At 65.7% G+C, this 15,620-nt stretch carries 14 protein-coding genes; 8 read left to right on the plus strand and 6 right to left on the minus strand.

All coding sequences use genetic code 11. From position 1 onward, the window contains the following. Nucleotides 1–121 precede the first annotated feature (121 nt). Nucleotides 122–352 (plus strand): hypothetical protein, encoded by a 231-nt coding sequence (locus KDW55_RS13710; protein WP_040138630.1) that lies wholly within the window; start codon nt 122–124, stop codon nt 350–352. A gap of 36 nt (nt 353–388) precedes the next feature. On the opposite strand, the gene KDW55_RS13715 is transcribed toward KDW55_RS13710, so the two are convergent. From KDW55_RS13715 to KDW55_RS13725, 3 genes are all read right to left on the minus strand, one after another. After that, nucleotides 389–1,090, minus strand: a complete 702-nt coding sequence (locus KDW55_RS13715; protein WP_040138629.1) for an MBL fold metallo-hydrolase — start codon at nt 1,088–1,090, stop codon at nt 389–391. 146 nt (nt 1,091–1,236) lie between these two features. After that, entirely contained in the window at nt 1,237–2,007 is a 771-nt protein-coding gene (locus KDW55_RS13720; RefSeq protein WP_040138628.1) for an ABC transporter permease, read from the minus strand. 5 nt (nt 2,008–2,012) lie between these two features. Next, nucleotides 2,013–2,957 (minus strand): ABC transporter ATP-binding protein, encoded by a 945-nt coding sequence (locus KDW55_RS13725; protein ID WP_040138627.1) that lies wholly within the window; start codon nt 2,955–2,957, stop codon nt 2,013–2,015. A 429-nt stretch (nt 2,958–3,386) separates the two neighbouring features. Between KDW55_RS13725 and KDW55_RS13730 the strand changes: the two genes are divergently transcribed. The 6 genes from KDW55_RS13730 (at nt 3,387) to KDW55_RS13755 (ending at nt 10,066) form a co-directional block, all read left to right on the plus strand. After that, a complete protein-coding gene (locus KDW55_RS13730) occupies nt 3,387–3,683 on the plus strand; it encodes a cupin domain-containing protein (protein WP_040138626.1) in 297 nt (98 codons plus the stop codon). Between the two features lie 592 nt (nt 3,684–4,275). After that, nucleotides 4,276–5,874 carry a DUF2957 domain-containing protein gene (locus KDW55_RS13735; RefSeq protein ID WP_212160397.1) on the plus strand — a complete coding sequence of 533 codons (1,599 nt, stop codon included), beginning with the start codon at nt 4,276–4,278 and terminating at the stop codon, nt 5,872–5,874. Between the two features lie 71 nt (nt 5,875–5,945). Then, on the plus strand, nt 5,946–7,193 hold the full coding sequence (locus KDW55_RS13740) for a DUF2957 domain-containing protein (protein ID WP_212160396.1): 1,248 nt from the start codon (nt 5,946–5,948) through the stop codon (nt 7,191–7,193). A 76-nt stretch (nt 7,194–7,269) separates the two neighbouring features. Then, on the plus strand, nt 7,270–8,094 hold the full coding sequence (locus tag KDW55_RS13745) for an OmpW family outer membrane protein (protein WP_040138623.1): 825 nt from the start codon (nt 7,270–7,272) through the stop codon (nt 8,092–8,094). 122 nt (nt 8,095–8,216) lie between these two features. Beyond that, nucleotides 8,217–8,720, plus strand: a complete 504-nt coding sequence (locus tag KDW55_RS13750) for a hypothetical protein (protein ID WP_040138622.1) — start codon at nt 8,217–8,219, stop codon at nt 8,718–8,720. Between the two features lie 224 nt (nt 8,721–8,944). Next, nucleotides 8,945–10,066: a hypothetical protein gene (locus KDW55_RS13755; protein WP_212160395.1), complete on the plus strand. Its 1,122-nt coding sequence runs from the start codon at nt 8,945–8,947 to the stop codon at nt 10,064–10,066. Nucleotides 10,067–10,145: 79 nt separating this feature from the next. Here the strand turns inward: KDW55_RS13755 and betA are convergent, their stop codons facing one another. Genes betA through betI form a run of 3 tightly spaced genes read right to left on the minus strand, consistent with a single transcriptional unit; the run spans nt 10,146 to nt 13,955 of the window. Beyond that, nucleotides 10,146–11,846, minus strand: a complete 1,701-nt coding sequence (gene betA / locus KDW55_RS13760; RefSeq protein WP_209825385.1) for a choline dehydrogenase — start codon at nt 11,844–11,846, stop codon at nt 10,146–10,148. Nucleotides 11,847–11,868: 22 nt separating this feature from the next. Then, nucleotides 11,869–13,338, minus strand: a complete 1,470-nt coding sequence (betB, locus tag KDW55_RS13765; RefSeq protein ID WP_212160394.1) for a betaine-aldehyde dehydrogenase — start codon at nt 13,336–13,338, stop codon at nt 11,869–11,871. Between the two features lie 32 nt (nt 13,339–13,370). Then, nucleotides 13,371–13,955, minus strand: a complete 585-nt coding sequence (gene betI / locus KDW55_RS13770; protein ID WP_040138618.1) for a transcriptional regulator BetI — start codon at nt 13,953–13,955, stop codon at nt 13,371–13,373. A 719-nt stretch (nt 13,956–14,674) separates the two neighbouring features. On the opposite strand from betI, the gene KDW55_RS13775 reads away from it, so the two are divergent. Further along, nucleotides 14,675–15,577 (plus strand): alpha/beta hydrolase, encoded by a 903-nt coding sequence (locus KDW55_RS13775; protein ID WP_069243570.1) that lies wholly within the window; start codon nt 14,675–14,677, stop codon nt 15,575–15,577. The last annotated feature ends 43 nt before the right edge of the window (nt 15,578–15,620 follow it).

Consider the following 15,620-nt stretch of genomic DNA (forward strand, 5'->3'; position numbering starts at 1 on the left):
GTTCGGTGCAGCAAGTGGCATAAGCGATTCATTCTAGTGCAGATCGATCGCGCGGCGGCGCGTCCGAGCCGCCGGTCAAAGCTGATATGCTGATCGGCATCACGTCGATGCGGAGGGCGTCATGGCAACGAAGGAAGTGTCGAAGAAAAAGTACCTGAAGATCCTGAACAAACGCCTGCGGGCGGAGCCGAATGCGCCGGCCGGCGCGTCGTTCGTGTTCTTTCCGCTCGGCGCGAAGGCCAAGCATGCGACGGGCGTCGTGTCCGGCGAGCCGTGCAGCGAGCGCGAGCTCGCGGTGATGGCCGCGATCCAGAGCAAGGCGGCCGCCGAATTCGTCGTGACCGGCGCGTAACCGGCCGCCGCCGGCCGTACGCAAAGCGCTTGCGCGCTACGCCGCGGCCGCCTCGCAGTGTTCGATCACGCCGGCGATCACGCGCGGAATGTCGCGCGTGATCGCCGCGCCGTGCATCGGCAAGATGATGTCGAGATCGAGCGCCTGAATGCGGCGCAGCGCGCCGGCGAGATGCCGGAGCGACGGCAGGTAATCCGAGCGCTTGATTGCGTCGACGATTGGCGGCAATGGATCTTCGGCATCGTCGCGGCCGAAGCGCATCAGGATGTCCGACGACAGCAGCGCCTTGTACGCCGGCAGATACACGACCAGCGCGTCCCACTGATGCACGTGCTTCGTGAAGACGGGCACGACGTCGATGCCCGACAGCGTCACCGGTTCGCCATCCTTCAGCGGGACGGCGCGCACGCCGAACACGTCGGCGAGCCCCCATGTGCACATCGGATGTCCATACGCGACGAGCGCCGGGTTGGCCGCGAGGAAATCGGGCAGCGCGCCCATTTCGTCGGCTTCGAAGTGCGGGACGATCACGTTGCTGACCATCGACGGCGCGATGCCGACGGTGTCGAGCGCCGCGCTCAGCTGCGTGAAATTCGAACGCGTGCCGGTTTCCACGCAGAGCACGTCGCCATGCGGCGATCGTACGAAGAACTGGCTGAAGCAGAGGTCAAGCGTGTCGACGTAGGACGTCGCGCGAAACAGGCCGTCGCGGACGGCGTCGATTCGGGAGGCGCTCATCGGGATCCTCGCGCAGGGAATGGGGCGGGAGCGGCGGCGCCCGCGCGCCGCAGGTTGCGGCGCGGCGCGCGGCAGCAGTCGATCTCCGATCCAGTCTAGCAGCGTCGCCGCCGATCCGCGAACCAGCCGGCGGTGGCCGTGGCGCGTCAGTTCTTCAGTTTGTAGCCGGTGCGGAACATCCACGCGACGATCGCGAGCAGGATCGCGAGGAACAGCGTGGTTGCGGCGAGGCTGATCCACACGTGCACGTCGGCGAGCCCGTAGAACGACCAGCGGAAGCCGCTGATCAGATAGACGATCGGATTGAACAGCGTCACGATGCGCCAGGCGGGCGGCAGCATGTCGACCGAATAGAAGCTGCCGCCGAGGAACGTGAGCGGCGTGATGATCAGAAGCGGCACGAGCTGCAACTTTTCGAAGCTGTCGGCCCAGATCCCGATCACGAAGCCGAACAGGCTGAACGTGACGGACGTCAGCACGAGGAACAGCACCATCCAGAACGGATGCAGGATATGCAGCGGCACGAACAGGCCGGCCGTGGCGAGGATGATCAATCCCAGCAGCAACGACTTCGACGCGGCCGCGCCCACGTACGCGATCACGATCTCCCAGTACGACACGGGTGCGGACAGAATCTCGTAGATCGTGCCCGTGAAGCGCGGGAAGTAGATGCCGAACGACGCGTTCGAGATGCTCTGCGACAGCAGCGACAGCATCACGAGCCCCGGGACGATGAACGACCCGTAGCCGATCCCGTTCACGTCGCTGATGCGCGAGCCGATTGCCGAACCGAACACGACGAAGTACAGCGATGTCGAGATCACCGGCGCGATGATGCTTTGCATCAGCGTGCGGCGCGTGCGGGCCATTTCGGCGCGGTAGATCGCGCGGATGCCGTGAAAATTCCAGTTCGCCATGTGCGTTAGGCCCCTTGTGCGCCGTTGCGGCGATTGTCGATCAGGCTGACGAAAATGTCCTCGAGCGAGCTCTGCGTCGTGTGCAGGTCGCGGAAGCCGATGCCGGCCGTGCCGAGCGCGTTGATCAGCGTCGCGATACTCGCGTCGTCGCGCTGCGAGTCGTACGTGTAGACGAGCGCGGTGCCGTCGGCTGCGCGTTCGAGCCCGAACGCAGCGAGTTCCGCCGGCACGGCCGCGAGCGGATGCTCGAGTTGCACGGTCAGCTGCTTCTTGCCGAGCTTGCGCATGAGTTCGCGCTTCTCTTCGACGAGCACGAGCTCGCCGCCGAGAATGATGCCGATCCGGTCGGCCATCTCCTCGGCTTCCTCGATGTAGTGCGTGGTCAGCAGGATCGTCACGCCGCTTTCGCGCAGCGAATCGACGAGCTTCCACATGTCGCGGCGCAGTTCGACGTCGACGCCGGCGGTCGGCTCGTCGAGGAACAGGATGCGCGGCTCGTGCGACAGTGCCTTCGCGATCATCACGCGGCGTTTCATGCCGCCCGACAGCGTCATCAGCTTGTTGTCGCGCTTGTCCCACAGCGACAGCGCCTTCAGCGTCTTTTCGATGTAAGCGGGATCGGGCGCCTTGCCGAACAGGCCGCGGCTGAACGATACCGTCGCCCATACGGTTTCGAACGCGTCGGTCGTCAGTTCCTGCGGCACGAGGCCGATCATTTCGCGCGCCGCGCGGTAGTGATCGCGAATGTCGTGGCCGCCGACCGTTACGCGGCCTTCGGTCGGTGTGACGATGCCGCAGATCGAGCCGATCAGCGTGGTCTTGCCCGCGCCGTTCGGCCCGAGCAGCGCGAAGATTTCGCCGGGCTGGATGTCGAGGGTCACGTGCTTCAGCGCCTGGAAGCCGGACGCGTAAGTCTTGGAGAGATCGGAGACGGAAAGGATCGGTTGCATGCTCACGGGTGGCATGGCCGCTCGGTCAGACGCAGTGCGCCGCGCTTGCCCGATGCCGCAGCCGCGCGGCGGCCGGTGTCGGGTGCGGCATGGCGAACGGGCGTCATGTCGAACGGCGTTGTGGTGGGGGATCGCAGGACCGCCATATTAGCAATCGGAACATGGAAATGCATTTTGATGAGTACGACACGCGATGCCTATGCGGGATTCGCATGAAATGTGTGGAAAATCTTCAATAAAGCGGTGCTTTATTTGGCGCGAGAGAACAATGCGCGGCATTTCCCGGCCGCTGCAGTGGACGCGCGTTGCGCGCGGAAGCGTGATTGGCGCCGTCGCGACTGTGCTGCCGGAACGCCGCCGCGCCGTACCGGGACGGCCCGCCCCGCACTGGCGATAATGCGGTCCTCTCGTGTTCGCGGAGCGGTGCGCATGTCTTTGATCGATTTCAAGTCCGTCGCGGCCGCGCAGGCCGCCGCGTGGAAATCCACGATCGTCGGTGAAGTCGGGCCGGCCAGGATCAAGGTGCTGCGGATGGACGCGCAGCCGTACGACGCTGAAGTGCATGACTACGACGAAGGGCTGCTCGTGCTCGACGGCCGGTTGATGCTCGAGGTCGACGCGCGGACGATCGTGGTCGAGCCCGGCCAAATGTATCTCGCAACGGCCGGCACCCGCCACGCGGTGCTGCCCGGCAGCCACGGCACGCTCGCGATCATCGACGTATGACGTTGCGCCGCAGCATGCGCGCCGCGCGGGCGATACATGTCGCGCGCGCTTCGCGCGGGTTTGAACGGGTCTCCTTCAAACGCAGTGAGATTGCGCGGGTATTTGTCTGAGCAAATAAATTGAAGGCCGTTTGAAAAACTGTCAAACACCGCGCGCGCACGAGGATCACGCACGCTCCGTTCGTTTGGAACTCTGCATCCATTTACTTGCGCGCGGGGTCCGCTCATAGTCTCGGCAAACGACGCATCACGATAACGAATCCAGCGTACGTACGGAGACCAAATCATGAGAGGCCCATTCGAGGGGGCAGCCGCACTGCCATTTTCTTGCTCGTCGCCGGATGCGGGCGCGCCGCGAGTTGCGCCCCCGCATCATCGCTTCGCGTCGCCGGTGTAGCGACGCACACCATCCCGTTTCGATTTCCCGAGCGCGCCGGCGTGTCGCGGCTGGGTTCGCCGCATCCGCGCGAACCGCGACACCGCGCGTAGGCGCTCCGCATCATGCGCCGCATGCCGGTGCGGCGGCGCGATACCAACCGGCGGGCCATGCAGCCCGTCCGGACGAGACTGTCGTACCTCAAAAGGAGGGGTTGATGCTTTGCATTCCTGAATGGCGTAAGGCGATCCTGTCGGGCGCCGTGCTGGCGCTGCCGTTCGTCGCCGGTTGCGGCGGCGGCGACGATCCGGGTCCGATCAACGTGCCGCAGTGCTCGGGCAGCGCATGCGGGCCGAGCGGCGCCGAAACGACACCGCCCGTGGTGACGAAACTGTGCCCGGATTCGCTGGACTACACGACGACATACGCGGGCGGCGCCGGTAGCGGCGAATACGTGAAGGTGAAGTTCGATACGACGAAGCTCACGTATCAGATGCAGTTCATCGACTCGTCGGTGCCGACGTCGGCGGGACAGGTCAACAACACGCGCGCCGGTCTGACGATCAGCGGCGCGTTCCATCATCCGGCCAACCTGCCGACCGCCGAGCAGAACCGTTGCGCGTTCGTCCTCGACAGCGGCGCGACGAGCGACGGCGCGTATGCGGTGACGATCAACCGTGCTGACCCGCCGATGCTGTTCGTCGGTAACGGGGTGGTGGGCGGCGGGATTCCGGGGGCGACGATCCAGTTCGACGGCATTCCTGTCGTGCCGGGGCTCAATATCGGCACCGTGCCGTCGCGTACGTTCGATTTCTATCCGTTCATCGGCTTTTCCGACACCGAGACCGATTTCGCGAAGGTGGCCGGCGTGTACAACGAGGTCGGCATTCATCTGTCGCCGACCGGCAGCACCTATCAGACCGCGACGCCGCAGGGTTGGCAGCCGGATGTCGTGAACTGGACCCAGACGCTCAATGCGGACGGCACGTGCACGACCACGCCGGGCAGCGACTACTCGTGCCAGACGACCGGCACACCGTGGACGCTGCGCAAGAACGCGGACGGGAGTGCGGACAACGTGTTCGTCAGCGGCGCGAATCCGGGCTCGCCGTATCCGTCGGCCGGGCAGGAGCAGCCGCTCGTGCTGCTCGCACCGACCCAGGCGCATGGCGTGATGATCGCCGGCAAGCTGAACGGCGTGCTGGTGCCGATCGTGATCCGCGTCGGCTATTCGCATGCCGATGCGAGCAACCTGCTCGCGTCCGTCGCCGATGCGGAAGTCGGCATCTCGATGCTGTCGCGCGCGCAGCTGGTCGCGGCCAACGTGCTGAAGGGCGGCTTCATCGGTGCGACGAGCGCGTCCGCGTGCGGGGTGGTGACGTCCAACGGCGTGTCGGGCGCGCCGGCGATCCCGGGGCCGAGTTTCAGCAGCACCACCGCGCATCCCGATCTGCCGGGTACGTTCAACGGCACGTTCTTCCTGCCCGAAGCCGGAAATTGCACGGACGGCACCGCGGTATCGACGATCGCCGCGAACTATACGTCGACGCTGTTCCAGGGCGCGACCGCCGCGTTCATCGACCCGCAGACGTCGTCGGTCACGTCGCAGTTCGCGCTCGACTACACGCAGGCTACGCCCGGCAAGATCAAGGTCACCGCCACACAGGACTTCAACGCGAAGGGAGCGAACGGCAACGTAGCGATCTTCAGCAAGGGCGACACGGGCTGGCTCGTGACGGCCGGCAACATCTACGCGATGGTCGTCAACAACAGCAAGGTCAATCCGTTCTTCACGGTCGGCGCGTTCGTTCAGTAAGGGCGTATAAGGCATGGAACACCGGCGGCGCATGCGTCGCCGCCGGCGAATCGAAATTCAAGAGGATTCCTATGAATGTGAAGCATTGGATGGCTGCTGTGTCGGTCGCGCCGCTGCTTGCCGCATGCGGCGGCGACCCGCCGCCCGCGCCGGTGGTCCGGCTGTGCCCGCAGACGATCGACTACAACACTGTGTTCATCGGCGGCTCCGGATCGGGCGAACTCGTGAAGGTGCAGCTCGACACGACGAAGATGACGTATCGCGTGACCTACCTCGCGTCGCCGGTGCCGAGCACCGCCGGCACGGTTCAGCCGACGCGCGACACGGCCCCGGCCAACGTCGTCGACGGCACGCTGGCCGACGAAACCGGCCTGCCGACCGTCAAGCTGAACCAGTGCACGTTCCGGATGCAGAACGCGAGCCTCGATCCGAACCGGCCCGCGCGGCTGTTCCTCGGCGAAGGCGTGCTGGGCGGCGCGATTCCGGGCGCGACGATCCAGTTCGACGGTGTGATCGGGGTCGGCAGGATTCCGAAGACGACGTTCCCGTACTACCCGTTCATCAGCTTCTCGGCACTCGAAACCGATCTGTCGAAGATCGCCGGCGCCTACAACCAGCTCGGCTATCACCAGGTGCCGTCGCAGAATTTCCAGCCCGTGGCGCTCGACCAGCAGGTGACGATCAACGCGGACGGCAGTTACGTCGAAACCGACAACTTCGGCAAGAAGAACGGCGGGCAGCCGCTCGTGTCGAGCCCGACGGTGAACCAGCCGTTCACGTTGCGCGCCGATGCGCCGGCGTTCCAGTCGCTCAACTACCAGCCGCAGATTGCGCCGACGCTCGCCGCGCTCGATCCCGCGAAGGCCGGCAAGGGGATCCTGATCGTCGGCAAGCTGCGCAATCAGCTCGTACCGATTTTCATCCGCACCGGTGCCGCGAACGCGGACCTCACGCAGGGGCCGCCGAGCGCGGACGACGAATCGGGGATTTCGTTCCTGAGCCCCCGGGCGGCGGTCGCGCAGGGGTCGCAAAACGGCGAGTACACGGGTGTCGACAGCGCGTTCAACTACCGCGCAACCGCGCTCGTCGGCGCGCAGGCGACGTTGCTCGATCCGTTCAACGCGTCACAGGCCGCGCTCGCTCGCGCGCTGAACCTCGATTTCACGCAGAAGGTGCCGGGCGTCGTGACGACCGTGCATGCGGATGCGGCGTCGGGGCCGGCGACCGGCAAGTTCGTGTTCACCGGCGGCGTGTTCGGGTTCCTCGACATGGCCGATGCGAGCAATCCGTACTTCACGGTCGGTGCGTTCGTGCAGTGATCGCGCGCGGATGGAGACACGGCGGTGCATGCGCGTACATGCGCGGCGCCGCCCGGACAGAATGAGGGGAGACTTGATGAAGAAGCTGATTGTCGCGGGTGTCGTCGCAGGCGTGTCGACGCTCGCATCGGCCCAGCAGGCGGGCGACAACGTCGCGACGCTGGGCTGGCTGCACATCATGCCGCAGGATTCGACCAACGGGTTGACGACGAATCTGGCGAGCATGCCGATCAACGGGCCGCTGCGTCTGCCCGGGTCGTTCACGTCGCCGGGTACGAGCCTGACCGTCAACAATGCCGATACGGTCGGTCTCACGCTCACGCACTTCTTCACCGACCATATTGCAGTCACGTCGGTGCTCGGCATTCCTCCGGAGTTCACGCTCACGGGGCACGGCGTGATCCGGCCGCCCGGCCCGTCCGGCGCGCTCGGCTCGGTCGACATGGACAAGACGTCGAACCAGCCGGCGGTAAAGAACGCTCGGCAATGGAGTCCGACAGTCATTCTGCAGTACTACTTCAACGCGCCGACCGCGAAGTTCCGCCCGTTCGTCGGGATCGGCGTCGCCTACAGCTGGTTCAGCAACATCGAGCTGAACGGCAACTTCGCGAGAGACATCAACGAGAACCTCGGCAGCGTGCTCGCGGCCGGCGCCGGCAAGCCGGGGCCGACGTCGGTCGAGGGCAAGGCGTCGTCGTCGTTCACGCCGGTCTACAACGTCGGCGCGAGCTATGCGATCGACAAGCATTGGGGACTGACGGCGACGCTCACGTACATGCCGCTGAAGACCTATTCATCGCTGGTAATCAAGGCCGCCGACGGATCGACGCTCGCGACCACGCGCACGCGGTTGAAGGCCGATCCGCTGATCACGTTCGTCGGGATTTCCTACAAGTTCTGAGCCGTGCGGCGCGCATCGCGCGCGCCGGCGGTGTCCTGCGACCGGTCGGCCCGGAGCGATCCGGCCGGACGGTCGCGTTTCTGGCGGCGTGCCGCCATTTGTCAAGAGAGGGGGCAGTGCAAATGAGCATTCGCAAAATCGTATCGCTTGTTGCTGCAGTGGCGTTCACCGCGGTTTCGGCCGCGCCCGCGTTCGCGGTGACCGTGTCGCGCGCGGACGGTCAGCCGATGAATCCGAACGGCGAACCGTTCTCCGCGTCGGGGATCACGACGCTCAGCAAAGGGGCCGTCAACGCGAGCTGCAATGCGACGTTCAACGGCACGATCACGTCGACCGGCATCGTCAGCATCACGTCGACGACGTTCTCGGGCGGCGCGACGTGCGGCCTGATCAGCGGGAGCGCGACGAGCGCGGCACCGTGGACGGGGCAGGCCGACAGCACGACGCAACTGTCGATCAACAACGCGAAGGTGAGCGTCACGCTGCTCGGCACGTGCGGGCCGAGCAAGGTCGTGACGACGTGGAGCGATCCGAACTCGTCGCTGACGTTCAACAACGCCGTGCTGACGCCGGACTGTACGGTGAGCGGCACGGTCGCCACGTCGCCGAAGTTCCACGTGCAGTAAGCATCGTGATCGACGCCGGGCGCCCGCCAGATACGAGGGCCGTGCAAGGATGCGCGGCGGGCGCACCGGTTTCGGCGTCACGCTTGGCGGCGTGACGAACGGGGCGCCGCCCGCGTCGCGATCCGACGCGGGCGGCAATGCAGCGGCCGGTGCGATGGGCGGTGCCGCCTGCGTCGACCGACACGCCAGACCCATTCCGATTCGTAGAACCATTCCGAACCACCATGCTCACCGATCCCGCGAAGTATGGCCATGCCCGCGGTGCGACGCCCGACCGGCTGCGCACGGCTGCGTGGCTGCAGTATCTGATCGACCATCTGGACGACGCGGCGTGCATCGCGGCGTCCGATGCACGCGCAGCGATCGGCGGGCCGTCGCCCGACGCGCGCGCGCAACCGGGCATGCACCTGTCGCACGACGCGATCGCTGCGTTGCATGAATTCGCACCGTGGACGGCGGCGGGCGGTAGCGGCTGCGCTTGCAACGCGACGGACCCGCGCGAAACATGCATGCACGTACCCGACGCGCGGCAGCTTGCGCACGCGGAGCGACGCTGCCCGGGATCGCGCGCGGTATTCGAATCCGCGCACGGTTTCGTCGACGCGTGGGCGTTCGACGACCCCGACGACGGCTGGGCCGCGCTGGAGCGGATCGTCGGCGGCGTGGATGCCGGATGCGGCGAAGGCGACGCCGCGTACGAGCGCGAAGAACAGCCCGAGATTGACGAAGCGCCGCCTGCGAAAAACCTGAGAGAACGACGCGCGGCCGTCGTGGCGCGTCGCGTGAATCCGTCGGCGCGGCCGGGCGCGATCATCGACGCGAACGTGCTGCACGTCTGCGGGCCCCGCAACGATGCCGCGCGTATCGACGAGCTGGCCGCGCTCGCGATGTTCAGCGCGGAACTGGCCGCCGGCAAAGGGGTGTCCGTCGCTGCGTACGGCGGGCGGCACAACCTCGTCGCACGCGCGATCCGCGACCGGCGCGCGGATCTCGGATCGGTCGCCGGGCTGCTTGCAGCGGTGTCCGTGTGTCGTCTCGACCGGCTCGTCGGCGCGGGCAGCTTCTGGGCGTACTACCTGCTCGCCGGCATCGTGATCGCGGCACCGGACATGGTGCGCGGATTCGCGCGCCGCTTTCACGGCGATGCGTGGAAGGCCTGGCTCGATGAAACGCTCGCATGGCCGGCAGCGGGCCGCTTCGGACGAAACGAAGATGTCGCGTTCGACCGGTTGCGCGGTGCGATGAGCCTGACGTCGCGATCGAACCCGATCGTGCATGCCAAACGCGCGCGGCCGGCCGCGACGTCCGTCGCACGCTTGCGCACGCGCGGCGGCCGCGCCCGGTGAAATGAAAAACGGCCCGCGGCGAGTGTGCCGCGGGCCGCGCCCGTCGTGACTGCCGCGCCCGGCGACGGGCGCTTGCCGACTACACCGTCTCCGGCTGCCGCACTGCCTTCGCGACGTTGCGCGCCATCGCGCCGTTTGCGACGAAGTAGGGGACGTCCACGCGCGCGAGCGGCTTGCGCCCGCGAATCTTGTCCGCGATCTTCTCCGCGATCATGATCGTCGGCGCGTTCAGGTTCCCGGTCGTGATGATCGGCATGATCGACGCGTCGACGACACGCAGCCCTTCCAGCCCGTGCACGCGGCCTTCTTCGTCGACGACCGCCATGTCGTCATAACCCATCTTGCACGAGCACGACGGATGGAACGCGGTTTCCGCGCGAGCCCGCACGAACGCGTCGAGCTCCTTGTCGGTCTTGCAGTCGGCGCCCGGGTTCAGCTCGCGGCCGCGATAGCGATCGAGCGCAGGCTGCCGCATGATCTCGCGGGTCGCGCGGATCGCGTCGCGGAACTCGCGCCAGTCGAGCGCCTCGGCCATGTAGTTGAACAGGATGCTCGGATGATCGTTCGGATCGCGCGAACGCAGCTTCACGCGGCCTCGGCTCGGCGAGCGCATCGAGCCGACGTGCGCCTGGAAGCCGTGCATCTCGATCGCGTTCGAGCCGTTGTAGTTGATCGCGACCGGCAGGAAGTGATACTGGATGTTCGGCCACAAATCGTCGTCGCGCGTGCGGATAAAGCCGCCCGCCTCGAAGTGGTTGCTCGCGCCCAGGCCGGTGCCGTTCAGCATCCATTCGAGGCCGATTTTCGGCTGGTTCCACCATTTGAGCGCCGGATACAGCGACACCGGTTCCTTGCATTCGTACTGGATGTACATCTCCAGGTGATCCTGCAGGTTCTGGCCGACGCCAGGCAGATCGAGTACGACCGGAATGTCGAGTTCCTTGAGCCACGCGCCGGGGCCGACGCCCGAGCGCTGCAGCAGTTGCGGCGACGCGATAGCGCCGCTGCAGACGAGCACTTCGCGGCGCGCACGCGCGGTTGCGCGCTCGCTCCCGCGCAGGTACGTGACGCCGGACGCGCGCTTGCCGTCGAACAGGATGCGGTCGGCGAGCGCGTGCGTGACGATCTCGAGATTCGGTCGCGCCTTCGCCTGGTCGAGATAGCCGCGTGCGGTGCTCGCGCGGCGACCCTTCGGCGTGACGGTGCGATCCATCGGGCCGAAGCCTTCCTGCTGATAGCCGTTCAGGTCGTCAGTGCGCGGATAGCCTGCCTGCACGCCCGCGTCGACCATCGCCTCGAACAGCGGGTTCGCGCCCGGCTTGCTGGTCGTGACCGACACGGGGCCGTCGCCGCCGTGATAGTCGTTCGGGCCGACGTCGCGCGTCTCGGCCTTCTTGAAGTACGGCAGGCAGTCGAGATACGTCCAGTTCTCGAGCCCCTTGTGCGTCGACCAGTTGTCGTAGTCGAGCGCATTGCCGCGGATGTAGCACATCCCGTTGATCAGCGACGAGCCGCCGAGCCCCTTGCCGCGACCGCATTCCATCCGGCGGTTGTCCATGTGCGGCTCGGGATCGGTTTCGTAGGCCCAGTTGTAGCGGCGGCCCTGCAGCGGATAGGCGAGTGCCGCCGGCATCTGCGTACGGAAGTCGAAGCGGTAGTCGGGGCCGCCCGCTTCGAGCAGCAGCACCGTGACGTTCGGATCTTCCGTCAGGCGCGTCGCGAGCACGTTGCCCGCGGAACCGGCGCCGCAGATGATGTAGTCGTATTCGCGTGTCGTCATGACGGGTTAACTCCTCTCGTTCTCAAAACACCGGGTTGTAGCGGCCGAGCTCGACCTGTACCGACTTGATGCGAGTGTAGTGTTCGAGCGTCGTGATGCCGTTCTCGCGTCCGACACCGGATTGCTTGTATCCGCCAACCGGCATTTCGGCCGGCGATTCGCCCCACGTGTTGATCCAGCAGATGCCGGCTTCGAGCCGATGGATCGTGCGATGCGCGCGCGACAGGTTCTCGGTGACGACCCCGGCGGCCAGGCCGTAGTGCGTGTCGTTCGCACGGGCGACTACTTCGTCCTCCGATTCGAACTCGAGAATGCTCATCACCGGACCGAAGATTTCCTCGCGCACGATCTTCATGTCGTCGCGGCAGTCGCCGAACACGGTCGGCGCGACATACTGGCCGCTGGCGAAGTGGCCTTCGGTCAGCCGCGTGCCGCCGGCGAGCAGTTTCGCGCCTTCGGCCTTGCCGCTTTCGATGAAGCCGAGCACCTTGTCGAGCTGCGCCGCCGACACGAGCGGACCGAAGTTGGTGTCCGCATCGGTCGGCTTGCCGATGCGGATGCGCTTCACGCGTTCGAGCACCTTCTGCGTGAAGGCGTCCTTGATCGAGCGATGCACGAATACGCGCGTGCCGTTCGTGCAGACCTGGCCGGAGCTGAAAAAGTTGGCGGTGACCGCGATGTCGGCCGCGCGGTCGAGGTCCGCATCGTCGAACACGATCAGCGGCGACTTGCCGCCGAGCTCCATCGTCACTTCCTTCAGCGACGACGCGCCGGCGAGCGACATCACCTTCTTGCCGGTCTCGACGCCGCCGGTGAACGACACCTTCGCAATGTCCGGATGGCCGGTGAGCAGCGCGCCGACCGAGCCGTCGCCCTGCACGACGTTGAACACGCCGGCCGGCACGCCGGCTTCGGTATAGATTTCCGCAAGTTTCAGTGCGGTGAGCGGCGTGACTTCGCTCGGCTTGAACACCATCGCATTGCCGGCCGCAAGCGCCGGCGCCGTCTTCCAGCACGCGATCTGGATCGGGTAGTTCCACGCGCCGATGCCTGCGCATACGCCGAGCGGCTCGCGGCGCGTGTAGACGAACGATTCGGCGCGCAGCGGCACCTGCAGCCCTTCGATCGCGGTTGCGAGGCCCGCGTAGTACTCGATCACGTCCGCGCCGGTGACGATGTCGACGGCGAGCGTCTCGCCGATCGGCTTGCCGGTGTCGCGCGTTTCGATCGCCGCGAGCTCGTCGTTGCGGTCGCGCAGCAGCTCGACCGCGCGGCGCAGGATGCGCGAGCGCTGCATCGCGGTCATCGCCGCCCATTCGCGCTGGCCTTCCTGCGCCGACGCGACCGCCCGGTCGACGTCGGCCGCGCTCGCCTGCTGCACCTGCGCGAGCAGTTCGCCGGTGGCCGGATCGAAGGTGTCGAAAGTCTTGCCGCTGGTGGCGTCGACGTAACCGCCGCCGATGTAGAGGCGCTGCAAACCGTATACGGACATGAGGATCTCCTTGAGGGCGACTGCGTCGCGCGTCAGTGGGACGCGAGCAGCAGGTCGATGTAATCGTTGGCGAGCTTCAGTGCAGCCCGGGTATCGATCGGGCCGCCGGCCAGCGCGCCGCGCAGCCACAGGCCGTCGATCAGCGCCGCAAGGCCGCTGGCGGCTTCGCGTGCCTTCGCACGCGGCAGCGCCTTCGCGAATTCGGCGCACAGGTTCGAATGGAGGCGGCGCGTGTTGACATGCTGCAGCCGCTTGAGCATGGCGTCGTGCATGCTCTGCGACCAGAACGCGAGCCACGTCTTCATTACCGGTGCGCTGACCTGCGTGTCGTCGAAGTTCGCGGCGACGATCGCGCGCAGCCGCGAACGCGGATCTTTGCGGGCGGCGACGCGGCGCTGCGTGGTGGCGGCCCACAGATCGCGCAGCACGTGGCGCATCGTCGCTTCGAGGAGACCGTCCTTGTCGCCGAAGTAGTGGCTGACGATGCCGGTCGAGATATTCGCGCGCTGCGCGACCGATGCGAGCGTCGTGCCGGGCAGGCCGGCCTCGTCGATCGAGCGCAGCGTCGCGTCGATCAACTGTGCGCGGCGAATCTCCCGCATTCCGACTTTCGGCATCGCGACTCCCTTCGCCCGGACGGGCCCGTTGCTGGAAGTCGTGAGCTTAGCGGTTTTTTATTGATCGTTCAATCAAAGAAAAAATAAGGGTCCGACGAATAAATCCGCCAACAGGCGGGGCGCTGACCGTGGCAACGATTGTGCGGATGCGGAAAAATCGATTGAAAGCAGGTTAAATAATTTTAAGTTTGTTTAAAACGTCGAGAGTCTCGGCGGCTTAATAGGTGCGGTAGTTTCAAATTCCGATTCATTACATCTCGAAAGAATGTCGAATTCCGTCAGATTTGTAAATTTCAAAGTATTTGCAGGTTCATCCGGCGGGCTGTCAATTTGGGTGAATCCGTTTCAATCACGCGATTGGGCGGCACGTAATCAATTGAATTTGAAGAGAATATTGTTCTCTGTCCGATGGTGTGGCACTGCCTCGCAAACGATTGCCATTCACCGTCGACGAACTTCGCATACCATAAAAAACACCGGAAAAATTTGAATCGGCCGTATTTCCGGATGGACTAGAGGGGATCGTTGGAATGACTTGAGTAAGTAATATTGCCCGTATTAGTATGGCGCCGCACTTCAAGGAATGAATCGGCGCCGCGCGAATTTGCCGCGGTGCATCGGCAATGAGCGCGGGCAATAACCGCGACGCGGCGGGCGCCGGCCCTTGCGCACCGCAGCATGCCGTGACGCCGAGATGCCGCATCCACCGGAGAACGACGATGCCGACCGAAAAACACGTGGTCCCGCTACCGAATGGTCTGAAGGTCTACGTCGAACGGAACGTGTTCGACCCGTCGTTCGATACGGCGATGCTCGTCAACGGCGCGCTTGCGACGACCGCGTCGTTCGGGCAGACCGTCCAGTACCTCGGTGAGCGGATGAATACGATCTGCTTCGACTTGCCGTATGCGGGGCAGTCGCGCCAGTACAACCCCGGCCGCTTCATCCTGACCAAGGACGACGAGGCCGCGATTCTCCAGTACCTCGTCGAGCGCTTTGCGCCGGCGTTCCTCGTGTCGGTGTCGTGGGGCGGCGTCGCGTCGCTGTTCGCACTCGCTCGCGGGTGCCCGAGCGTGCGGCGCGCGGCGATCTGCTCGTTCTCGCCGTTCCTGAACGACGCGATGGTCGATTACGTGACGCGCGCCCGCGATCACATCGCGGCCGGCGAGAACCTGAAGGCCGCGCAGTTGCTGAACGATACGGTCGGCCGCTACCTGCCGCGCATCATGAAGCTGTACAACTACCGTTATCTGACGCGCCTGCCCCGAGACGAGCAGGACCAGGTCGCGTTCCACGTCGACCAGATCCTGTCGCTGCAACCGGAGCGTTACCTGAGCGAGTTCGCGAACATCGGCTGCGAGCTGCTGTTCCTGAACGGCGAGCGCGACGAATACACGACGCCGGCCGACGTTCGCCAGCTCGGCGCACACGTGCCGCGCGCGCGCTTCGCGACGATCCTCGACGCCGGGCATTTTCTCGACATCGAGGGCCGCGCGCAGCGTGAAAGCACGCGCGCCGCGCTCCTTGGCTTCTTCTGCGACGCGCCGCCTGCCGCCGCGAGCGTCGCGCCCGACGCCGCGCATGCGTGCGTGTCCGCGCCGATGCCGGCGCTGTCGTCATAGTCCCGTACTGCGCGCACCGGCCCGCCGGGCGCGTTCGAATTCT

It is taken from the genome of Burkholderia sp. AU19243 (assembly GCF_018148075.1).
In the GTDB taxonomy this organism is placed as follows: domain Bacteria; phylum Pseudomonadota; class Gammaproteobacteria; order Burkholderiales; family Burkholderiaceae; genus Burkholderia; species Burkholderia latens_A.